Origin of the sequence: Vibrio sp. D431a (assembly GCF_030248655.1) — a bacterium.
GTDB lineage: Bacteria > Pseudomonadota > Gammaproteobacteria > Enterobacterales > Vibrionaceae > Vibrio > Vibrio alginolyticus.
Genome location: NZ_JAHGAP010000013.1, coordinates 439,757 through 461,460 on the forward strand (window position 1 = coordinate 439,757; position 21,704 = coordinate 461,460).

Consider the following 21,704-nt stretch of genomic DNA (forward strand, 5'->3'; position numbering starts at 1 on the left):
AAAATTAAGATGTCTATCAAAGTAGGAATTAATGGATTCGGTCGTATTGGACGTTTAGCGCTGAGAGCGTCGTTTGATTGGCCTGAAATCGAGTTCGTTCAGATTAACGATGTGGCAGGTGATGCGGCAACCTTAGCGCACCTGCTTGAGTTTGACTCAGTGCAAGGTCGCTGGCACCACGAAGTGGCGAGTGAAGGTAACTCAATTGTCATCAATGGAAAAACCATCGCCACCTCGCAAGAAAAAGCTATCGATGCAGTAAATTGGTCTGGTTGTGATGTGGTGATCGAGGCAACGGGTAAACACCGTAAATCCGAGTTCCTGAATCAGTATTTAGCTCAAGGTGTTAAACGCGTGGTGGTTTCCGCCCCAGTCAAAGAAGAAGGTGTTGCTAACATTGTTGTTGGTGTTAACGACCACATTTTTGACCCAGAGAAACACCAGATTGTGACTGCTGCATCTTGTACTACTAACTGTATTGCACCTGTGGTTAAAGTGATTCATGAAAAACTCGGTATTGAGCAATCATCGTTTACGACAATCCACGATTTAACAAACACTCAAACCATTCTTGATGCTCCGCACAAAGATCTTCGCCGCGCGCGTGCTTGTGGTATGAGTTTGATCCCAACAACTACAGGTTCCGCGAAAGCAATTATCGAAATTTTCCCAGATCTTAAAGGAAAAATTGATGGTCACGCTGTACGTGTTCCACTAGCGAACGCTTCTTTAACTGATATTATTTTTGATGTTCAACGCGATACCTCAGTAGAAGAAGTCAATGCACTTCTGAAAGAGGCATCAGAAAATGAGTTGAAAGGTATCCTTGGCTTCGAGGAGCGCCCTCTTGTTTCTATCGATTACAAAGGCGACCAACGTTCAACGATTGTGGATGCGCAATCAACCATGGTGGTTGGCAAGCGCATGGTGAAAATCTATGCGTGGTATGACAATGAAATGGGTTACGCAACACGTACCGCAGAACTTGTTCGTAAAGTCGGCCTAGTATAAGGAAGCAAACAAATGACACATCCTACCTGGGAGCTTCCTGTTGAAGACAATAACGCAGCGTTAGTACTGACTCCTTGTCCTGGCACTAAAGAAGCGTCGCTGAGTGACAGTATTGATCAACTCAAATCTCAAGGTGTAACTGTCGTTGTTACAGCACTGAGCACTCATGAGATGCAAGAAAAAGGCGTTGGTGACTTGCCAGACCTTGTTGAGAAAGCAGGCTTGCAATGGTTTCACACACCGATAGAAGATGATTGTGCTCCAGGTGAAGATTTTCAGGCTCGCTGGAAACATATATCCCCTTCGCTACACAGAGCTATAGAACATGGCGAAAAGATAGCAATGCATTGCATGGGGGGATCAGGACGTACTGGTTTGCTTGCTGCCCATCTCTTGCTAGAGAAAGGCTGGGAGTTACAAGAAATCATTACCCATGTCCAGTCATTAAGACCTGGCGCGTTTACCAAAGATGTACAAGTTGAGTACATCCACCAATTTGCTAATCAGTAAAAGCCTTAAAGAGCTGCCTAAGGCGGCTCTTTTTTTAAAGAGAGTAAATATGTTGTCGAAACTCAACCAAAATGTCCGCCAGTACATGTTGGTCACATTTAACTATTGGAATTTCACCGTTACCGATGGCGCATTACGCATGTTGGTGGTGCTCTATTTTTATGACTTGGGGTATTCAACCTTAGAGATCGCCTCCCTGTTTCTTTTTTATGAATTCTTTGGCGTCGTCACTAACCTTATCGGTGGCTGGCTAGGTGCTCGTCTTGGTTTGAACCGAACGATGAATATTGGCTTGGGAATGCAAATCATCGCTCTTTCAATGCTGGCCGTTCCTGCAAGTTGGCTCTCAATTCCATGGGTCATGGCTGCACAAGCCTTGTCAGGTATTGCCAAAGATCTAAACAAGATGAGCGCGAAAAGCTCCATCAAAACCTTGGTGCCAGAGAATGCACAAGGAGCATTGTATAAGTGGATTGCCATACTTACAGGCTCTAAAAACGCGCTAAAAGGTGCAGGATTTTTCTTAGGTGGTGCGTTGCTTTCTTTGATTGGCTTCCAATATGCGGTAGCTGCGATGGCGGGTGTTCTTTTACTGGTCTTTATCGGCAGTGTGATTAGCCTTAAATCCGATCTTGGCAAAGCGAAAAATAAACCTAAGTTCTCTGAAATTTTTTCCAAATCTAGCAGCGTAAACATTCTATCCGCTGCTCGTATGTTCCTGTTTGGTGCGCGTGATGTTTGGTTTGTGATTGCACTGCCTATTTATCTGGGATCTGTGTTTGGATGGGATCATAGCGCCGTAGGTGGATTCTTGGCTATTTGGGTTATCGGTTACGGTATCATTCAAGGGATTGCACCAAAGATCACAGGCAGTAAATCAGGTCATACTCCAGATGGTAAAGCCGCGATAGTGTGGGCGTTGGTATTGTCTGTAGTGACTGGCGTAATTGCTTACAGTGTGCAGCAGCAATGGCACCCAGAAGTGGTTATTGTCGTTGGACTGATGATTTTTGGTGCTGTGTTTGCGGTTAATTCTTCTCTGCACTCGTACTTAATCGTCAGCTATGCCAAGGGAGATGGTGTCTCTCTGGATGTCGGTTTCTACTACATGGCAAACGCAATGGGGCGTTTGATAGGGACGGTTCTATCTGGATGGGTGTTCCAAATGTGGGGGTTCTCAGCCTGTCTATGGGTATCCTTTGCCTTCTTAGCATTAACGACCATTATTTCGTTTTGGCTGCCTATAGGTACAAATCAAAAACTGGCTCAGCAATAAATAAAACTAAGCAGATTTGTTCGCCAATGCCAGCTACGATTGCTGGCATTATTTTTTAGCCTCAAGTCATCGAATAAGCGAGAGCTATAAAAAACGTTAATGAAGTAGTATCAGTTCGTTACGTATACACTTATCTACATTGATTTCAGATCGAGCACATGCTGTTTTATTTCTTCAGAATCGAGATTTTGAAAATCGATGTTTGCAAGAGCTTCAATTCTTCGTTTTAGAGAGGAGTATACTTTATCGCACTGCTTGTTAAATTCGGAGACTGAAGCTTCATCATTAGGCAATGGCTCAAGATCCCAAGCAACACGAATACCAGCAGATAACCAGTTTGGGCAAGTTTCATTGTGCATTGTGTCACACACAGTAATTATTAGATCTGGATGGAAGCTCAGCCTTTCTTCCCATGACGTGCTGTGAAACTCAGAGGCATCAAAACCATGCATATCAAGGTATTGTGCAATACGAGGATTGATCTGACCCTTAGGATGGCTACCGCCACTTGCGATTTGGAAATTTTCAGGCAGGTATTTTTTTGCAATTGCTTCAGCCAAAATGCTTCTGCTTGCATTATGTTTGCACACAAATAATATTTTCATCAATTGCCCTGTAGATGCCCTGTAGATGTTTAGGATTACTAAATTCGACATTTATCATGCTTTCATTACAGTTTGTTGATGGTTGAAAATAGGCATGAGCTAACTCATGGAAATACGCTGAGAAAGCGAGTCGTCTGCACTATCAATATTGCACAATAAATTTTTCCATACCTTAGTTAATATATGGTTTGCTAAATTAGTAAACCATATAAAACATTTCTGTCCATCTTCGAGCCAGCTAGATCTGTGCTGGCTCATTTATGCCCCATTCAAAGTTAGAATTAGGGATCATGCTTGTATCGAATATCTGTTTTGCAATAATTATTTTTAATGATGCTGTTGATTTCAATTCAGCCTTTCACTTTTTATGTCATTGATTTTATGGACAATAAAAATCAATCAAGAAATAGATATCTATTATGTTCATATAGTGTATAGTGTCAGAAGCTCAAACGATGAGCTATTAGTAAAATATTTAGTTCAAGATCTTCTCAGTTTTTATTCGATTAAATTCGTCATATTTATCCTGCGATACCTTTTTCTTCATTCCTTATTTAGTAGCTTTCTTTTTAACTTAATCAATGTATCGAGATATATTATGTCAAATAAATCAACAGGCTTAGTAAAATGGTTTAATGAATCCAAAGGTTTTGGATTTATCACTCCTGATAACGGCGGTTCTGACCTATTTGTTCACTTCAAATCAATTGTTAGTGATGGCTTCAAAACATTATCTGAAGGCCAAAAGGTTTCTTTTGTTGTTGAACAAGGTAACAAAGGTCCTCAAGCGGATAATGTTACGTTAGTGTAAGATATTTATAAAAAGTCTCTTCTGTCGAGGAGACTTTTTTACTTTATTTTTTAATAAAGATTCTGAACGTTCGAAATACGAATAAAATAAATTTTTGGATCGATAAGATAAGAAGCAATATGAGAAAACCAGTAAGAAAATCAAGCAAGAAAACACAGAAAAACAACTTCGAAGAACGATTCGCCGCGATGGTAAAAGAATATCAAGAAGCGAAAGAAATTCTCGACTCTATGACTGAAAGTTCATCAGAATATTTAGCACAGAAAAAAGCATGCGATAAACTTTTTGCAAACGCGGAACGATACATTAATAAGAGATAATGAATTGAAATGGCTTTATTCTAATCTGAATAAAATCATCTTTCTTAGCATCAATAGGATGATATATGAGCAAGTTACCTAAACCGACACAAAAGCAGAAGCAATTTAGTATTAATCAGAAAGGGACTAAACGAATACCAGAAGAGTTGAAAAAAATGGGTGTTCGCAAACGCATAGAAGAGATTGAAGAACAAAAAAAGTGGGATAAAGAGTGGGGACTATGAGTTCACGAAACCTCTCTGAGCTTATCAATACGACACTCCTCTTACATTCCGAAAAGCTGAGCAACTTGGACCGAGACATGCTGACAAGTTTACGAGATCAACTTAATCGTGAGCAAACCTTGTCAGACAAACAATCCAAACTGTGTCAAAGGCTACTACGAAAAACGAATCATGATTGCTAACCAACGTCAGTCTTCACAGCTATCTACCCAGCTATCATCAAGCATCAAGCGTTATTCGACTTAGCATCTGATCCATTAAATCTCTAATCTTAATTAGTATTGCACCCTCTGGCGCATGATGCTCAGCTGAGCGCTTGGCGTTCGTTAGACTTTTCATGAAGATAGTTTCGCTATCCATCACGGTGTGTTTTAGGTCGGCATGGTCCTATTCCTTTTGAGGAGACGTAGTGGTGTGATGCTTTCAATATGGCATTGTTTCACGCTTAAACGTTCGAACTGACTTGGTTTCTGCCTAAAAGCTGGACTAGGCAAGCAACTGATTATCAAGGAGTATGGACGGCAAAAAACCATCATAGAATGGTTATTACCTCATCTCACAAACCTGAGCACTACGAGTATGTTTCATCGCTTCTACAGTTTAAGCAACTTAACGTTCCACTTGTCATAATATGATGTGTGCCCCAGATATTTCGTTGTTGCTATTTCCAAAGCTCATCTGTTGAAGAGCATAGTCTTTCTATGAGCAACCTTGTACAAACCTTACATTCAATATAATAAAATTTTTTTAGTGTATGATTCGCACTTTTTTAACTTAAACCAGATCTTCTTTCTACCGTGATTTTTCAAAGTAGTTCCTCCAAAACAACACCAGTCTCACCGTTAGCAATCCTTTGGAGAAGGCTATTCATCTTTATTTTTTTATGTATTGATGTTTCTTTATTTTGAATAGATTTGTTTTTATTATTTCTATTCTCATTATTAAATATTTGATTAGACATATTATGCCCCTTTATAAAAAATTATAATTAAGGTGCACTGAACATAAGTATTTTTAGGATAGGTAATTAAGGAGATTACAGAGAGAAACTTGCTAGGGATTACGCTGGAAAACTATCTTTATATTTTATCTTGAAACAAATCTTTGTCAGAGCAACTACCTCGCCAGGCGTATGACGAGGCAGTGTAAATTCAATTGTAAGACTAAATAGTCGTTACATTTTCTGCTTGAAGGCCTTTAGGACCTTTACCTACAGTAAAGGAAACCTGCTCGCCTTCAATAAGCTTCTTAAAGCCATCGCCTAAAATGCTTCTGAAATGAACAAATAAATCATCGCCATTTTCTTGAGAAATAAAACCAAAACCTTTAGTTTCGTTAAACCACTTTACTGTACCAATTACTTGATTAGACATATTATGCCCCTTATAAAATTAAAATTAAGGTGCACTGAACATAGGTATTATTTTAGGATAGAGCATTAAGGAGATTACAGAGAGAAACTTGCTAGGGATGACGCTGGAAAACTTTCTTTATATTTTATCTTGAAACAACTCTGTGTCAGAGCAAAGACCACTATACAGATTAATTAAAAAAAATATACCTTTATTTTAAATTAATTTTTATATCATCTATTCAAACGCATTTTATCACAAAGGGTTCATCTTGATTCCGACGTTTTGCAGTTGGGAACATTAAGCAATAAATCAATACTGCCAAACGGCCTTTTTTGAGAGAGACTTGCTTGCGGCTGCCAAACTCGCCTTTGTCCAACGGCTTGCTGACGGGGTAGATCATCGTAACGCAAAACTGCACGGACATGATATGGCAGAGGAAGTTGCTGGCGCATTTCCAGATATTGATGAATTAGAAAAAGATGTAGCAGACCTTGATGAGTACTTTACTAACCTGAAAAAACGAAGAAAATAAATGTTTGAATAGGAGACATAGCCCCCTATGTCTCCTGTAATCATATATCTTATCTTGAGCTGCACCAGTATAGTGGCATAGTTAATTTAGTCACTAGAATAGATATCTTGTAATACCATTGGTAATCCATGAAGTGCTAATTTAGGTAAAGGGGTAACTCAGAAATGTCCAAAAAAGAGCTAGCTGCCGTGCCTAGCTCTGTTTTGCACAAAAGCACTTTAGCCCAGGAATACTGCTTGTTGTTACTCCAAGCATTTTTACCTTAGTTAAACTCGAAGAACTAAAAAGCAAAGCCTGCTTTTAGTAATTGTGGGTGTAATGACTACTCATGTATCGGACGACAAACTTGCTATTTTAGCTTGCATGGAGAAAGCTAAATGAGATAAGAATGCATAACTAAACAATGTAAATGCGAAGAATATATTTTTAACAACATGCCACCAAAAACCAAGTTCTTTTGTCAGTAATAACACATATAAAATCAGAGCTACGGAGGCAACTAACCGCAATAAATTTGTAAACAGAACAAAATTATCAGCGTTCTCTCCCTTATAGCCCTTTAAAGCCTCATACCTGGCTGCAAGCTGACCCCACATTATGCATGATGCGATAGCAGGATCTGAGATATAAAAAAGTTCAGTCGCGCTACCTTCTGCTAAACGAAACATCAGCACTGCGATAAAAGGGAGGATTATAAATACTAGCTCATTAATAGCACGGCTAAGCATTCTCTTGATCGTCCATTAACAATTGCATCATTTCTGTGCGAGGAATTACTCCGTGAACGGCCTCAATCTCGTGCCTGACCCGCTTCATTTTGTCGGTCATATACACTCTAAGATCTACTCGTAAGCCATCACCAGGAAGTATTGTTACTTGTCGGTTAAACCAGTTTTCTAGCCAATCTGCGTGTGTGATTTTTGCACTAAATTCTTGTCTACCCGTTACTTTGCAAAGCCACTTAAATCGCCATGTATTCCCACTAAAAGCAGCGTTTACTATTTCTAAAGCAATTTTTTCATGCGGAAAGTCTTTCTCGGAAGAGTATATTTCATCAACACTCTTGCTAATTGAGATACTTTTGCCAATCCTTTTATTTGGCTCTACACTTTTATCACCGATACCAACATATACTTTATCTTGTTCTGTTAGTTGGATTCTTATTGCATTCAGAGCTTTTTCCGCACCTTTAGCTATTCGGTAATCATCTATATGGGTGATTTTTAAAGCAGAGCTGGCATCATTTTCAAATGAATCAACTACTTCTTTATGAAGTTCATTTGCTAGATTCTTAAAAGGTTCTCGAGTGTTATGTTCAGCAGGTTTGCCCAAAAAACTCTCTATCTTCTTTTGAACCTTAAGTAAAAAGTTGTCTTTTTCGTAAGCTGTTCCATCCGTATTTTTTAATGAATTATTTTGAACGCCAACTACAGAACCTTCAATTGTACGAGAGAGCTTAGAAGATAAGCGCAATTGCAAGCCTGTCGAGTCAATAACTGCTTGCTGCATTTCATTTATGCCATCTATGAGGTCTCCCATCGCATGAAAAACACGAGACGAGTTTTCTTCATCTCTCGAGTAGTCTATTTTTATCCCAAACTGTAAGTTGCTCATTTTTTAGCTCTTTATGTCGTTTGTACAAAACGTAGCATATGATGCATGAATCTATCTATCGGCCAATTCAAAAAGCTTCATAACTTTTTGTTCTGAGAAGATCCTCATTCAACATCTTCCTCATATTTTCAGTAAAAATGAAACTAAGCTGTTAGACCTTAGGGCAGAAGCTCCTTGACATCACATTCCAAGGTCTCTGCAATCTTATACAATTTTTCAAGCGTGATATTGATTTTACCGCGTTCGATACGACTCATGTAGCTTCTGTCTATCTCTGCGAGTAGCGCGAGTTTTTCTTGAGGTAAGCCTCTGGATTTTCTAACTTTTACAATACGTTGGCCTACAGCTTCGGCAAGTTTCGTGTTCATGTTTTTTATTTATGAAATTAATTTCTTGAACAATGCATGCTTGCGGCTTATATGACCACGGATTATAATCCTCATAATTGGTGTAATTGATTAATTTTTGATCAGATGAAGATAAAAATCAGAAAAGAGTTATTTCTCGCTATTTATAACAATGAACATTTCTCAGCTAACGACTTAAAGTCCTTTCCATTAGACAGTGATGAAAAAGAATACTTATCGGATGAATACGTCGAAAAAAAATTGAAGGAAATGTCGTTTATCGGCGCAGTCCTTTCGTGCGGTTTCGATAAGCATGGTGATGAGATGTTTTCCAAAGGTTTTATGTTTAACCATATCGACTGGGAGGTTGTTGATTACGACAATTATAGTGAGGATTCGAATTATCTTTCTCTCAAGAGAGAAAGTCTCTTGACGATTTTGCAAGATAAACAGTCAGCTCTGTCAGAGTCCTATTCTCTTCATAAAAGGGCATGGAAGCATTTCAATCAGTTGTGTGCTCAACACTCAGAACTTCGGCCGTGTTTAGACCAATATATATCCGAGCATGACAATTGTAGATTGGATATCAAAGCGGAAATGCTAGCTGTAGAAAATGCCATTACCTTCTACAAAAACATAAAGCAACCAGTAGAGAATGGGAGTTAATTTGTACAACTCTATACTTTACGTATATGCCACAAACAACGGCATGCTCGTTGGGCAGTTCATTCAACAGTCGAAGAACAACTTGTCATTCTCATATTCTGATGAATGGTTAGCACACGATTCAGCCTTCCCGATTTCGCTTAGCCTGCCACTAATAAAAGGTGAGAATTCATCGTTTAATGTATTGAATTTTATAAATAATCTCCTTCCTGACGTAATGGAAGACCGACTAGATCTCGCGCACTCAGTGGGTGTGCAATCCGTCGATGCACTCACTTTACTCTCTAAAATTGGTCACGATTGCATCGGTGGCGTTATGTTTACCGACAGCAAGGAACCTCTAAGCATAGGATGGGAATACCGAGAGATCTCTACAAGTGAGTTAGATGAACTTGTAACTAACCGTAAGTCATTTCTTCCTTTCTTTGTTGATTACCGTCCGTGTATTTCGGGGACACAGAGAAAAACAACACTGATGAAGTTGAATGGCAAATGGTATGTACCCCAAGGTAAATCAATTAGCAGCCACATTATCAAGTATCCGATGGATGCGATTACTCAAAGTAGCTCTGTACTAGATATGAGTAGCAGCATTGAGAACGAATTCATCTGCACTCAAATAGCCAAAGAGCTTGGATTTAAAGTACCCAATGTCGAGATAATAGCGACTGAATCAGGAGCTAAAGCACTTGCTGTCGAGCGGTTTGACAGGAGTTTTGGTGAAAGGAGCGTATCTTGCAGGCATCAAGAAGACTTTTGCCAGATTCTTGGCGTTCCTGAACATCGAAAATATCAATCGGAGAATGGGTTAGGAATCACCAGCATTGCTGATGTTTTAAATTTCTCAGCGGAAAGCAATGTAAATACTCATGATTTTTTTAAGTTTATGATATTACAGTATCTTCTTGGTGCTACCGATGGTCATCTCAAAAACTTTTCAGTGCATATTGATCCAGAAGGACACTATCAGCTTACACCGTTCTACGATTTGCTATCAGCTTATCCTGTTGTAGGTCCCAAAGGATTAAATAAGCGAAAACTAAAGTTATCGATCGGCCTGAAAGCATCTAAAGGATATAAATACAACATCAACAAGATTTACTTACGACATATAGAGCAGACCGCTAGTCAGTTCGATATCAGCAATGATGAATGCCACGAGGTCGTATCTGGCTTTCTCGCTCAATTTAGTAACGCACTCAGCTCAATAGACAAACAGTTTCCAGCAGCGGAATTTGCGTTAGTAAAGGACGCAATATTTCAACATTCCACCGAAAACGTTGAGAAGTTGAACAGAACAATCAAATAAACATCGCGGGTAACAATTGTTACTCTTTTTGCAAACATACTTCCGATCCAATGATGGGGGATATATGACAGGCAGCACTGCTCAAGAAAATAATACGACTCTTGATTTGCAGCAGTCTTTTGCTCTGCTAAGTGTCGATAAGAACGGTATTGTAACTATGAAATTTGGTGATGAAGTAACGGTTTTTATGAACGACAAATGCCCAGCTATCACTACAGATATATTGAAGGTGATTGCATCAATAAAAAACGGGAGTAGTTAGCAATGAAAGATGAGAAAGATGAGAAAGATGAGAAAGATAAAAGTAGTGAGCTATCGAAACCTTCTTGTGAGAACCAGACATTGAGCGCTTTCTAAACTCGCTCGAAAAAGACATACAGCAGCATACAGATGAATCAGTCATTACTTCTCAAAAAATGAAAGAATAATTGGATGAGTGAACGTCGGCGACTATTCAGTCGATTTAGATGATAAATTTTAGGAGTGAGGATTGTATGAAGGCAAAAATCGGAATTCTATCAGAAGAGATTGCACGTAATCGAGTGATTCGCATTGCACAAGGAAAAGTGAGGCATGAAGAGTCTTACCCTCTTTTTTTGTTTGAGTCACTAGCTGCGCTTTCACGACTGTTGTCTAACGAAAATATTGAACTACTGAATTTGATTGCTCGCGAAAAACCAAACAGTCTTGATGAACTTGCTGAAATGAGTGGGCGTGCTATCAACGATGTTAACCGTACTCTTGAAGCACTTTCGTCCAAGGGGTTTGCTCATATAGAGAAGAAGGGAAGTCAATCTCGACCGATAGCGTTGTTTACAACGTTCGAGATCGTTATGGGCAGCTCCCTTCAACTTTAAATTACAATTTAATAGCTAGAAATGGAGTGCAACACCAAGAAATCCGACTCACGAGGTAGTCTTCTCAAGTGGGGGGCATTTATAATGCATACAGTTGTATTAAGAAAAATGCGTTGAGATGAATAAATTAAGCATATTGGTGGTTTCAGATTTACATGTAGGGACTAGTCAGGAGCACGAGCTTGATACAAAGCTCATTGTTAACGGTACTCCCAATATCTATGGGCAGGCATTGATAGAGTACTTGAAACAACTTGAAAGAAAAATTGATATCCTTGTATGTGCTGGAGACATCGGTAATAAGGGATGTAAGGAGACGTTTAAAGCTGGATGGAGCTTTCTAAATGCGTTGGCAAGTGAACTTTCTATCGATGATGTATTGTGTGTTCCAGGAAACCATGACCATCAATCCCGTCCATCAGATGAATCAAACCCTAGTGGCTTTTCTCCGAAGCATGAGCTTCAATTCACAGATCCCCCTTTTCCTTTCAATGACTATTATAAAAACACACATTTTTGGGCATGGAACTGGGAGTTGACTCAGTCTGAAAACTATAACTGTATATCAATAAATAGTAGTGCTTATCATGGATTTGGAAGTGAGTTTAGGCACGGGAGAGTTGCTTTAGAGGTTAGCAAACAAATCAAAGATAGGCTTAGTCAAGAAGATGTTAAATCCAAGCCGTTAAATCTTTTAATTTGTCATCATCATCCACAAAAAATGGATTATGTTGATGTAAGCTATGATGGCGAGGCTATGGAAGGAGCCGACTATTTGCTATCAAATATAGAGGCAGCTGACATAGGTCCTTGGTTGATTATACATGGTCATAAACACTATGCGACTATAAGCTACGGAAACTCACGAACTTCTACACCTCCTACCATTTTATCAGCAGGTAGTTTATCTGCGGTTTTATATGACTCAATAGATAGCCGAACATCCAATCAGTTTTACTTGCTTGAAATTGATATCGATAAAAGCAGCCAAAATGGAAAGGTTGTAGGAAGATTTGAAACTTATGAATCGAATAAGTTACATCAATGGCAGCCTTCCAAATCCCATAACCTTCCTGCTTGTGGTGGTTTTGGGTCACTCTATACTCCAGAACAAATATTAAATCACTTGAAGTCAAAAATTAATGAATCTAACTCCTTTCTTGAAGGTGATGAATTAAATGAATTTAGAGATAAAATATTTAATTTACCCCCTTTTGAGTTTAAGCGTTTAGAAAAACTTTTAGAAAAAAATGGTTTTATGATATCTCGTGAATTTTCTGGTGAAATAACTGAAGTTGGTAAGCGTTATGAATAACTATACACCAAGTATAAACGAGTCAATTAATGCGAAAAACACATCTACTGCCGAGTTATGTAATACATTTATTATTAATGAATATTATAATAGATTAGCATCATCTAGCCATACTATTATGATGGGTCCACGAGGAAGTGGTAAAACAACATTAATGAGAATGCTCGAAGTTAGATCTTTGGAGCTATGGGAAAATGAGGTTGCAGAACAATTTAGAAATTTGATTGACTTCTCTGGAGTGTTCATTCCAACAGATCGAGTGTGGAAAACCCAATTTGAAAACACTAGTAAGAGAATTAAATCAAAAGAAGACCTGAGAGTTCTTAATTCTCAGTTTATTTACCATATTCTTCAACAACTAGCAATGACTGTTAGCTTTAGAACTTGCCGTGTTACAGAAAAGAAAAATAAATATAGACATGTGTTTTTGGAAAAGTCTGACGAGTCTGAATTAGTAAAAGAGCTATCTACTCTTTGGTGCGTTGAACCTAGAATTAATTCTTTGAAAAGTTTGATTTCTAGTATTGTGATCAAAAAGAATCTTGTTTCTAAGTACCTTAATAACTCTCTAATTGTTGGTTCGAGTGTTCTAAGACCAAATGTTGTTTATGGTGAAATACAAAGTATATTAGATTCATCTATATCTATTATTAATACATATTTAAATGAAGATGGTAAAAAATGGGCATTTTTGTTTGATGAGTTAGAGCTAGCGCCTGACGAAATAGTTCAACCTCTTATAAATAGTATGAGAGGTGGTCATCCAGATATAATTCTTAAGTTAGCATTGTCTCCGTATCATAAAGGAGTTGATGTTACGAACTCGCCAGACAGTTCAATGAAAGATCAAGATTTGAGCTATATTAACTTAACTGAACTTTCTGAAAGTGAAGGTATTAAGTTTTGTAAAGAGCTATGTCTGAATTTGTTTATTAAAAAATCGATATATGAATCGATAGATAGCTGTTTTGAAAAGCCAAAAGATATTGATATTGATGCTGTTTTTGATTCTCTAGTTGCAAAAGATGTTGGGTTTGAACAGTATTTAAATAATCGAAATCTGAATGGGTTAAGCTATATCGAAGCGAAGGAAAAACAATCTCAGTTCAGGAAGATTAAATTTATATCTTATCTTAGAGATCATAGTAAAAAAGAAAATGGTAAATTAAAACCGCGTAGAAGAGCTGCTGACTATTATGCTGGTTTTGAAAATATATGTAAATCTACAGAATATAATCCTAGAATGTTGATAGGGATTATGAATATGTTTATTCCAATAATTAAGGAAAAAGGTTTAGTTTCTATTTCTGAGCAAATATCGGGACTAGAAACATATTTTGATTCATTTAGATCGTTACTAAGTACTATAGCTGTTGATTCGAGTGATGTTCGAGTAAATAATATTTACAATCTTGTAGATTTGATAGCAAACTATTTTAAAGATGAAATATATGGAGAAAGATTTAATCCAGAGCCTAAAGGTATGTTAGTTATTGACGAAAATACACCATCAGATTTAAGAGATGCAATAGGTTTTGCATTGAATGCGGGAGCCATGATTTCGGTAAAAACCCCTGATAATAATGGTATCGGATCTTCGATGGATAAGGTTTTAACATGCAGGCTTTCTTATTTATTTTCTCATCATTATGGGTTGCTACTTACAAAGCAAAAGAAAATTCAATTAAATAAAATAATGGATGTTAATAATATTAGTGCTTCAACAATTACATTAGTTAATGCATATGGTTTTGAGAACTCTAAACAGTTGGGGTTGGACTTGTAATGAAAGTATTAAAAGGAACTACTGTAAACTATTATGATCTAGCTATAGTAGGGCTAGGCTATGAAAGTAGAGCTATTACAACGTGTAATTCTGTTAAAGATAACCTCAACAGTATAATAGCAGTTGGATATAGAGAGCATACATCTGCATACAGTTATAAATCGAACTATAGTTTCTATCAGGAAGTAAATGCTAATATTATCGAAGAAAATGATCAAGAACTTTTTAAGAAGCTCCATTCTATAATTAACACTGATTGGGCAAATAGACAAATAAATTGTTTATTGGATATAACAGTGATGAGTCGCACTCGCTTAGCAACAATTCTTATGTTGTTAATGGAGAATTTAAAGAAAGGTTCTACCATTAGGATTTGTTATGAACTGGCTGAGTATAGTTCTCCATCGAAGGAAATATCACCAATAAGAAAAATTGGTCCTATAATTGAATCATTATCAGGCTCTATGGGCGATATTGAATTACCTAGTTCGATTGTATTAGGATTGGGATATGAACTAGGGAAAGCAATTGGGATCAGCAATTACTTAGATACAGAACAACAATATCTGTTGATTCCTAAGTCTATAGATTCTCGCTTTGAAGATGATATTTATTCAAATAATAAGTCGTTAATTGAAAGTACATCAAAAAACTGCATATTTGAATATGATGTATGTAATCCTTATGTTAGTTATTTAAATCTGAGAGAATTATTAATTGCAATTTCTGAAGTGTCTAGACCTATTGTTGTCCCTTTAGGTCCCAAGATCTTAAGTGCGCTATGTGTTATTCTTAGTAAGGAAATGGATTACTCTTTACCTATTTGGAGAGTATCTTCAGAACACAATGAAGTACCAGTTGATCGTCGCTCTAGTGGGCATATGTATGAACTTAGCTTAAGAATATAAATTAGCATTCTTTGATGTTCAATATTTCGACTACGTCAATATTATTGCAGGCCAAGATTGGCGATCTTGGCCTGCAATAATCATACTGAGAATGGGTAAGCTATTGGTTCGTGATGTTCATAACCTTCTACTTTGAAGTCGTCAAGAGTAACCCACGTTTCTAAGTCCTCTAGAGATTTAATTTCTGGATTGATATGGAATGTTGGCGATTTCAATGGTTTACGTTTAAGTTGTACATCACGCATCAACTCGTATTGGTCTTCGTATATGTGTGCATTTACTATTTTGTGAAAAACTTTTCCCGCTTTTAAGCCTGTAATTTGAGCCATGATCGCTAACAAAAAGTAGCATTGAACCATATTGAAGTTTAGGCCGAGCGGTACATCGCAAGAACGTTGTGTACTGTTTAGATACAGAGTGTCGCCTAAAATTGAGAAATGGTGGCTGTACATACAAGGACGTAAGCAACCTAAATGAAAAGCACCTGGATGATAGAATGTTATTATCTCACTACGGTCATCAATGCCTTTACTAAGGTTATTAACAACTTTTTTTACAAGATCCACATCACCGCCATCAGGTTTCGGGAACGCTCTGGCAACCTTTCCATAAATGAAACCGCAGTCATCTGTCCCTTTTCTATGAGGATTCGCAAGCCAGCTCTCATTTAAATTTGCGTTTGCATCCCATGTTTTGGTGCCTAGTGCTCTAAAATCTGCGGCATTATCGTAACCTCGAAGGTAGCCAATAATTTCTGCGATGGCGCTTTTCCAGTAGCTCTTACGTGTCGTTACTAAAGGAAACTCACCAGAACTGACATCGTAAGTCAAATCTGCATTTATAACTGTTAGGCAACGTTTGCCTGTTCTTTCGTTCTTTACCCAAACGCCTTCATCTATAATACGCTGGCATAAATCTAGATATTGTTTCACTTTTTCATTCCTACATTTCTTTTATTCAATTGTACCAAAGGAACTAACCCTTATTCGAGCAAAATACTCCCAGTTCTTACTCGGTGCTTGATGGTAGACAGAAGTGCTTATGGCTATAATGGATTATGAAAGTCACTTTATGTGATATGGACAACAAAAAGTGACAAAAGGTAAAATGGAGTTCAAGGGCGCGCCTGGGCGAAACCTGATGGTGGTCATGTTGACCAGCTACGTAAGATAGTGGATGACTTAACGCGTGGCGTTGATGACCGCGGTGAAATCTTGAACTTCTACAACCCGGGTGAGTTCCACATGGGGTGCTTGCGTCCTTGTATGTACAGTCACCATTTTTCATTGCTGGATGATACGCTTTACCTGAATAGTACTCAGCGTTCGTGTGATGTACCGCTTGGCTTAAACTTCAATATGGTTCAAGTTTACGTGTTCTTGGCGATTATGGCGCAAATTACGGGCAAGAAACCTGGTCAGGCATTTCATAAGATTGTGAATGCTCACATTTATGAAGACCAGCTTGAACTGATGCGCGATGTTCAGTTGAAACGTGAGCCATTAAAAGCGCCGACGTTCCATATCAACCCAGAGATTAAATCTCTAGAAGATTTGGAAACTTGGGTCACACTGGATGACTTTTGGGTTGAAGGGTACGAGCATCACGATCCTATTCGTTACCCATTCTCAGTGTAACGAGTATCGTTCTTCAAGATATAGAAAAAGCTCCGAATGGAGCTTTTTTCTTTTTTGTACTTAGAAGGTATTATTTTAGTGCACTGACAATATAACGGTGAATTGGGTTGGTCTGCATCGGTGTGGACAGTGCCGGGCTAATAAACTTAGGTTGAGTGAATATTTCTTTACTCACTAATGAGCGGATAAGCTCAAAATACTTCAGCTCCGTTTTCCCGCACAACAATAGTGAAAAGTCATCGCCCAATTTATCATAGGCATTGAGCACCTCTCGGAATCCTCTAAGATACAAGTAATCCTTCGTTAAACCTCCACCTCGATAGACTCGGGCAGTCGTTGTAAATGCTTGAAGATCAGAAGCTTTATACTGTTCTTTTAATAGCATGAACGTATGGCGGAAATCGCGATCCTTGATCATCGACTCTACTGCCAGAACTCGTAAGGCTAAGGTTCTTAGGCGCTTGATACTGAAATGTCCTGACAGATACTCACATAATATAGCCAGCCCTTCTTGAGTGTTGGTATTGGCAGGACAACCTAAGCTCAGGACTTTTAGCGGTTGTTGACGACCGTTAAGCGTAGTCAGGAGATGTACTCCCATTTCATGATGTGCAAGAGCCTCCAGCTCATCAGTGGTGATGTACGCCGCGTGGTTAATTTTGACTCGAGATCCTGAAACTAGTGCGTTTGCTAACATCCCGTCCAACACCTGTATTTCACATTCATACCCATTGCGTTGAGCAAAATTTTGCATGAAACGTGCTATTGCACGGCTATCGTGCTGAGGTTCTTTTTCTTCTTCTGTAGGAAGGTGCAATATGAAATGGGCGTTGGCAATATCTTTGGCGCTCGGTTCCCCATAATAGCGTAAGGAGTTATAAAGAAACTCTTGCGTGCCTATGGTATTCACTTGATCCAGTTTATCTGCATAAGACTGAATTACATCTGCGTACAGCCTCTGCAATTGGGTGTCTTGAATGTTTTCTAGAGGTAGCTCATATAGACGTCGCTTTGCGCTGTGAGTATCTACATTAGTAATTGAATATTGAAAATTAGGCTCTTGAGAATATTTGTTTTTAATGAAACGTTCTCTTTCTTGAGCATAATTAAGAGGATTCACGCTACTGAGGATATCAATATCAGCAACCAGTTGGGTTAGGTTTTCGTCTATTGCGAGTAGCTGATCAGAAATAGCGTCATTAAGCTGCGTCATGTTGTCGACTCCAAATGAGATAGCTCAGCATAAGCATGCTGATGTGGCTCAAATTATCACCGGACAATCGATTTGAACAGTTTAATTATCATAAAAAAGGCTCCACGATGTGGAGCCTAAACAATAAGCGATGGTATGTCGTTGTTGTTACGTTGTTAGGGCTAGAATTGCACCTGGTAGAATAACGAATACTGACATTAGGTAACCACCAACAACTGCTTTATTCTTAATAGCCATTTCAGAAATCATCTCAGCGCCTTTAACCGGAATCTCACGTAGGAATGGAATTCCAAAGATAAACAGCGTCGCCATGATGTTAAATACTAAGTGGACTAGAGCGATTTGTAGTGCGAATACTGCGAACTCTCCAGATACCGCTGTCGCTGCTAGTAGTGCCGTAATACAAGTACCAATGTTAGCACCCAGAGTGAAAGGGTAGATATCTCGTACTTTCAACACGCCAGTACCAACCAACGGAACCATTAAACTTGTCGTGGTTGAGGAAGATTGTACTAGAACGGTCACGATTGAGCCTGATACGATGCCGTGAATAGGACCACGACCGATGGCGTTTTTCAAAATTTCACGTGCGCGACCAACCATTAGGCTCTTCATCAATTTACCCATCACTGTGATTGCAACGAAGATAGTCGCAATACCCAAAGCAATAAGCATGACGCCGCCAACAGTATCACCGAAGGTAGAAAGTGGCTCTTTAATTGCGCCTACGACTGGCTTTGTAATTGGTTTAATAAAGTTGAAGCCTTTAATGCTCATATCACCAGTAGCAAGCAGTGGAGAAACAAGCCAGTGAGAAACTTTCTCTAAAATGCCGAACATCATTTCCAACGGAAGGAAAATAGCGACAGCAAGCAAGTTGAAGAAGTCATGAATGGTTGCACTTGCAAATGCACGTTTGAACTCTTCTTTACAGCGCACGTGGCCAAGAGACACAAGCGTATTGGTCACTGTGGTACCAATGTTAGCACCCATCACCATAGGGATAGCGGTTTCTACAGGTAAGCCACCTGCAACCAAGCCTACAATAATAGACGTTACAGTACTTGAAGACTGAATTAAGGCTGTTGCCACCAAGCCGATCATTAGACCTGCAACTGGGTGTGCGGCAAATTCAAATAGCACCTCAGCTTGATCGCCAGTTGCCCATTTAAAGCCACTACCAACCATAGATACTGCTAGAAGAAGCAGATATAACATGAATGCCAAGTTAGCCCAGCGTAACCAACGAGCTGTGCTCGAAATTGGTGCCACTGTTGAAGTAGCTTGGTTCATCATAATTTTCTCCGTTGACCTTTCAGTTCATTTTTCGGTCTGTAGTTGAATCTGCGGGCGATGTTAGAGAACAAATATTTCAGTAATATTACAGATTTCTTGCTGTGAGAGATTTTTATTGTTCTTTTTGATAATGGCGTAAAAGAGGAAGAAAATTAATTTTTAACTTGTTGATTTTAATGGTTAAATTTTGATTTGGTTTTGTTTGGTTTTTGCGTTTTTTTTGTAGAGAAAATGCGCCTCAGTTCAACTTTTATGACAGTGTTGACTTTATACTTTCGGTAAAACTTATGCTTTTGTAAGGTATTGTATGGTTTTGTCGAGTTTATTGTTTGTCTCTGTCACATTTGGTATAAAAAGTATCACTTTCTTTTCGGGACTCGATCATGTCACATCTAAACTACAACCATCTCTATTATTTCTGGATGGTGTGCAAACAGGGCTCTGTAACTAAGGCGGCTGACGCGCTCTTCCTGACACCGCAAACCGTGACAGGACAGATTAAAGCGCTTGAAGAGCGCATGAAAGGAAAGTTAACCAAGCGCAATGGTCGTACAGTTGAGCCCACTGAGTTAGGTCAGCTTGTGTTTAAGTACGCCGACCGGATGTTCGGTTTGAGCTATGAGATGTTAGATATCGTCAATTACAGCCAGCACTCGAACATTCTATTTGAAGTTGGTGTAGCCGATGCATTATCTAAACGCTTGGTCAGTAAAGTACTGATGACGACCGTCCCGGAAGATAACAGTATTCATTTACGCTGTTATGAATCGACCCACGAACTGCTACTTGAACGCCTTTCTCAGCACAAGCTAGATATGATCCTTTCGGATTGTCCCGTTGATTCTACTCAAAGTCCTGGCCTTTATAGCAAAAAGTTAGGTGAAAGTAGCATGAGCTTTTTTGCTTCTTCTGAAATTGAAAATGTGCGATTCCCTGAGATCTTGGAACAAAAAAAACTTCTGATTCCCGCGAGCCGAACGGCTATGGGGCGTAAAGTTATTCAATGGTTTGATCGTCAAGGTCTTCAACCCAATGTGCTGGGGGAGTTTGATGATGTTGCGTTGATGAAAGCTTTTGCTCGGTACCACGATGATGTGATTTTCTTGGCACCGACCGTATACATGTCGGAGATTGAAGACGACCGAAATTTACAGCTAATTGGCCATGTCGATGGGCTAAAAGAAGAGTACTACGTGATTTTTGCGGAACGAATGATCCAACACCCCGCGGTAAAAAATGTTTGTGATGCTGATTTCAGTCAAATGTTTGAGTAAACCCGTATCGTTGCGTAAATAAATAGATTACTATCAATAAAAATATAATTCTAAATAATATCTAAGTAAGCAAGATACTTGTTTTAGTGAGCAAAACTATTAATTATTGATGGCGCACCAATTAAAATCCTTGGTGGATAATATTGGTGTATCACTAACAACTAAATTAGAGGTTCTAATAATGAAGACTCTGGAAGTGTATCTTGATTTTCTTAGATATATAAATCAGTGCAACACAACAAGCTGGCCAGGGTTGGAATAAGTAAGTTGTAGCTAGAGGTCCAACACATGAATCTACAAGAAATGGAGCAGAACTCCGCAAAAGCCGTCGTGTTGCTCAAAGCGATGGCAAACGAGAGACGCCTACAAATCCTTTGTATGCTGCATAACCAAGAGCTGTCCGTGGGAGAGCTGTGTGCAAAGTTAGAGCTAAGCCAGTCGGCATTATCTCAGCATCTTGCTTGGCTTCGCCGTGATGAGTTAGTCACGACAAGGAAAGAAGCACAGACGGTGTACTACACATTAAAGAGTGATGAAGTGAAAGCGTTAATAAAAACACTGCATAGTCTTTATTGTGCTGAGAGTGCTCAACATTAATTAAATAGTCCTAATATACTGCTCATCTTAGAGTGTGAATCTAACTTGTTGGAATATTTGAGAGTGGCGTTAAACTTTTGATGATAGGGTACTACTCATCGACCAATTTGCTTTGTTCTCAAGTGTTTTATTAGTGCTTTCTAGTTTGAGCGTTATATGGGTAATGAATAAGCTGATGTCTTTAAATGGGACATTCAGAAAAAGAAAAGCTGGCATTGCCAGCTTTTTTTATTTTCAGCCC

25 protein-coding genes and 1 pseudogene are annotated in these 21,704 nt (G+C 38.7%); 17 read left to right on the forward strand and 9 right to left on the reverse strand.

Features of this window, described 5'->3' with window-relative positions; genetic code table 11:
- The first annotated feature begins 9 nt into the window (after positions 1-9).
- Genes KJB35_RS12510 through arsJ form a run of 3 tightly spaced genes read left to right on the forward strand, consistent with a single transcriptional unit; the run spans position 10 to position 2,797 of the window.
- Entirely contained in the window at positions 10-1,011 is a 1,002-nt protein-coding gene (locus KJB35_RS12510; RefSeq protein ID WP_285357881.1) for an ArsJ-associated glyceraldehyde-3-phosphate dehydrogenase, read from the forward strand.
- Between the two features lie 12 nt (positions 1,012-1,023).
- Entirely contained in the window at positions 1,024-1,521 is a 498-nt protein-coding gene (locus tag KJB35_RS12515) for a cyclin-dependent kinase inhibitor 3 family protein (RefSeq protein ID WP_285357879.1), read from the forward strand.
- Positions 1,522-1,570: 49 nt separating this feature from the next.
- The gene (gene arsJ / locus KJB35_RS12520) at positions 1,571-2,797 is read left to right on the forward strand and encodes an organoarsenical effux MFS transporter ArsJ (protein WP_285357877.1); all 1,227 of its coding nucleotides are present in this window, start codon (positions 1,571-1,573) and stop codon (positions 2,795-2,797) included.
- 134 nt (positions 2,798-2,931) lie between these two features.
- Here arsJ and KJB35_RS12525 read toward each other — a convergent pair whose 3' ends face one another.
- The gene (locus KJB35_RS12525) at positions 2,932-3,402 is read right to left on the reverse strand and encodes a low molecular weight phosphatase family protein (RefSeq protein WP_094151966.1); all 471 of its coding nucleotides are present in this window, start codon (positions 3,400-3,402) and stop codon (positions 2,932-2,934) included.
- A gap of 598 nt (positions 3,403-4,000) precedes the next feature.
- Between KJB35_RS12525 and KJB35_RS12530 the strand changes: the two genes are divergently transcribed.
- From KJB35_RS12530 to KJB35_RS12540, 3 genes are all read left to right on the forward strand, one after another.
- A complete protein-coding gene (locus KJB35_RS12530) occupies positions 4,001-4,213 on the forward strand; it encodes a cold-shock protein (protein WP_005380667.1) in 213 nt (70 codons plus the stop codon).
- Positions 4,214-4,332: 119 nt separating this feature from the next.
- A complete protein-coding gene (locus KJB35_RS12535) occupies positions 4,333-4,533 on the forward strand; it encodes a hypothetical protein (protein WP_020196715.1) in 201 nt (66 codons plus the stop codon).
- A gap of 65 nt (positions 4,534-4,598) precedes the next feature.
- Positions 4,599-4,757, forward strand: a complete 159-nt coding sequence (locus KJB35_RS12540) for a hypothetical protein (RefSeq protein WP_020196714.1) — start codon at positions 4,599-4,601, stop codon at positions 4,755-4,757.
- Positions 4,758-5,562: 805 nt separating this feature from the next.
- On the opposite strand, the gene KJB35_RS12545 is transcribed toward KJB35_RS12540, so the two are convergent.
- Entirely contained in the window at positions 5,563-5,718 is a 156-nt protein-coding gene (locus tag KJB35_RS12545; protein ID WP_020196713.1) for a hypothetical protein, read from the reverse strand.
- 202 nt (positions 5,719-5,920) lie between these two features.
- The gene (locus KJB35_RS12550) at positions 5,921-6,130 is read right to left on the reverse strand and encodes a cold-shock protein (RefSeq protein WP_005380677.1); all 210 of its coding nucleotides are present in this window, start codon (positions 6,128-6,130) and stop codon (positions 5,921-5,923) included.
- 325 nt (positions 6,131-6,455) lie between these two features.
- On the opposite strand from KJB35_RS12550, the gene KJB35_RS12555 reads away from it, so the two are divergent.
- Complete coding sequence (locus KJB35_RS12555; protein WP_020196712.1) at positions 6,456-6,644, forward strand: hypothetical protein; 189 nt, start codon at positions 6,456-6,458, stop codon at positions 6,642-6,644.
- Positions 6,645-6,970: 326 nt separating this feature from the next.
- Here KJB35_RS12555 and KJB35_RS12560 read toward each other — a convergent pair whose 3' ends face one another.
- From KJB35_RS12560 to KJB35_RS12570, 3 genes are all read right to left on the reverse strand, one after another.
- A complete protein-coding gene (locus KJB35_RS12560; protein WP_020196711.1) occupies positions 6,971-7,372 on the reverse strand; it encodes a hypothetical protein in 402 nt (133 codons plus the stop codon).
- Positions 7,365-8,258: a hypothetical protein gene (locus KJB35_RS12565; RefSeq protein ID WP_031829691.1), complete on the reverse strand. Its 894-nt coding sequence runs from the start codon at positions 8,256-8,258 to the stop codon at positions 7,365-7,367. Before KJB35_RS12565 ends, KJB35_RS12560 begins: the two co-directional genes overlap by 8 nt.
- Positions 8,259-8,416: 158 nt before the next feature.
- Positions 8,417-8,626, reverse strand: a complete 210-nt coding sequence (locus KJB35_RS12570) for a helix-turn-helix domain-containing protein (protein WP_020196709.1) — start codon at positions 8,624-8,626, stop codon at positions 8,417-8,419.
- Between the two features lie 105 nt (positions 8,627-8,731).
- On the opposite strand from KJB35_RS12570, the gene KJB35_RS12575 reads away from it, so the two are divergent.
- From KJB35_RS12575 to KJB35_RS12605, 7 genes are all read left to right on the forward strand, one after another.
- Positions 8,732-9,271: a hypothetical protein gene (locus tag KJB35_RS12575; protein WP_020196708.1), complete on the forward strand. Its 540-nt coding sequence runs from the start codon at positions 8,732-8,734 to the stop codon at positions 9,269-9,271.
- The gene (locus KJB35_RS12580; protein WP_020196707.1) at positions 9,261-10,580 is read left to right on the forward strand and encodes a HipA domain-containing protein; all 1,320 of its coding nucleotides are present in this window, start codon (positions 9,261-9,263) and stop codon (positions 10,578-10,580) included. Before KJB35_RS12575 ends, KJB35_RS12580 begins: the two co-directional genes overlap by 11 nt.
- A 64-nt stretch (positions 10,581-10,644) precedes the next feature.
- The gene (locus tag KJB35_RS12585; RefSeq protein WP_020196706.1) at positions 10,645-10,842 is read left to right on the forward strand and encodes a hypothetical protein; all 198 of its coding nucleotides are present in this window, start codon (positions 10,645-10,647) and stop codon (positions 10,840-10,842) included.
- A gap of 232 nt (positions 10,843-11,074) precedes the next feature.
- On the forward strand, positions 11,075-11,437 hold the full coding sequence (locus tag KJB35_RS12590) for a transcriptional regulator (protein WP_020196704.1): 363 nt from the start codon (positions 11,075-11,077) through the stop codon (positions 11,435-11,437).
- A gap of 118 nt (positions 11,438-11,555) precedes the next feature.
- Complete coding sequence (locus KJB35_RS12595) at positions 11,556-12,752, forward strand: metallophosphoesterase (protein ID WP_020196703.1); 1,197 nt, start codon at positions 11,556-11,558, stop codon at positions 12,750-12,752.
- Positions 12,745-14,538, forward strand: coding sequence for a hypothetical protein (locus tag KJB35_RS12600; protein ID WP_020196702.1), 1,794 nt, complete (start codon positions 12,745-12,747; stop codon positions 14,536-14,538). The genes KJB35_RS12595 and KJB35_RS12600 overlap by 8 nt, the downstream gene beginning before the upstream one ends.
- On the forward strand, positions 14,538-15,446 hold the full coding sequence (locus KJB35_RS12605) for a hypothetical protein (protein ID WP_020196701.1): 909 nt from the start codon (positions 14,538-14,540) through the stop codon (positions 15,444-15,446). The genes KJB35_RS12600 and KJB35_RS12605 overlap by 1 nt, the downstream gene beginning before the upstream one ends.
- Before the next feature lie 80 nt (positions 15,447-15,526).
- Here KJB35_RS12605 and KJB35_RS12610 read toward each other — a convergent pair whose 3' ends face one another.
- Positions 15,527-16,378, reverse strand: a complete 852-nt coding sequence (locus KJB35_RS12610) for a thymidylate synthase (RefSeq protein WP_020196700.1) — start codon at positions 16,376-16,378, stop codon at positions 15,527-15,529.
- Positions 16,379-16,555: 177 nt separating this feature from the next.
- On the opposite strand from KJB35_RS12610, the pseudogene KJB35_RS12615 reads away from it, so the two are divergent.
- A pseudogene (locus KJB35_RS12615) lies at positions 16,556-17,083 on the forward strand (thymidylate synthase); the annotation flags it as partial.
- 70 nt (positions 17,084-17,153) lie between these two features.
- On the opposite strand, the gene KJB35_RS12620 reads toward KJB35_RS12615, so the two are convergent.
- Both KJB35_RS12620 and KJB35_RS12625 read right to left on the reverse strand, forming a co-directional pair.
- Positions 17,154-18,296 (reverse strand): flavohemoglobin expression-modulating QEGLA motif protein, encoded by a 1,143-nt coding sequence (locus KJB35_RS12620; RefSeq protein ID WP_053306894.1) that lies wholly within the window; start codon positions 18,294-18,296, stop codon positions 17,154-17,156.
- Between the two features lie 147 nt (positions 18,297-18,443).
- Positions 18,444-19,589: a Na/Pi symporter gene (locus KJB35_RS12625; RefSeq protein WP_213908112.1), complete on the reverse strand. Its 1,146-nt coding sequence runs from the start codon at positions 19,587-19,589 to the stop codon at positions 18,444-18,446.
- A 386-nt stretch (positions 19,590-19,975) separates the two neighbouring features.
- Between KJB35_RS12625 and nhaR the strand changes: the two genes are divergently transcribed.
- The gene (gene nhaR, locus KJB35_RS12630) at positions 19,976-20,866 is read left to right on the forward strand and encodes a transcriptional activator NhaR (RefSeq protein WP_005381942.1); all 891 of its coding nucleotides are present in this window, start codon (positions 19,976-19,978) and stop codon (positions 20,864-20,866) included.
- A 288-nt stretch (positions 20,867-21,154) separates the two neighbouring features.
- Positions 21,155-21,463 carry a metalloregulator ArsR/SmtB family transcription factor gene (locus KJB35_RS12635; RefSeq protein ID WP_005381940.1) on the forward strand — a complete coding sequence of 103 codons (309 nt, stop codon included), beginning with the start codon at positions 21,155-21,157 and terminating at the stop codon, positions 21,461-21,463.
- Positions 21,464-21,704: the final 241 nt, after the last annotated feature.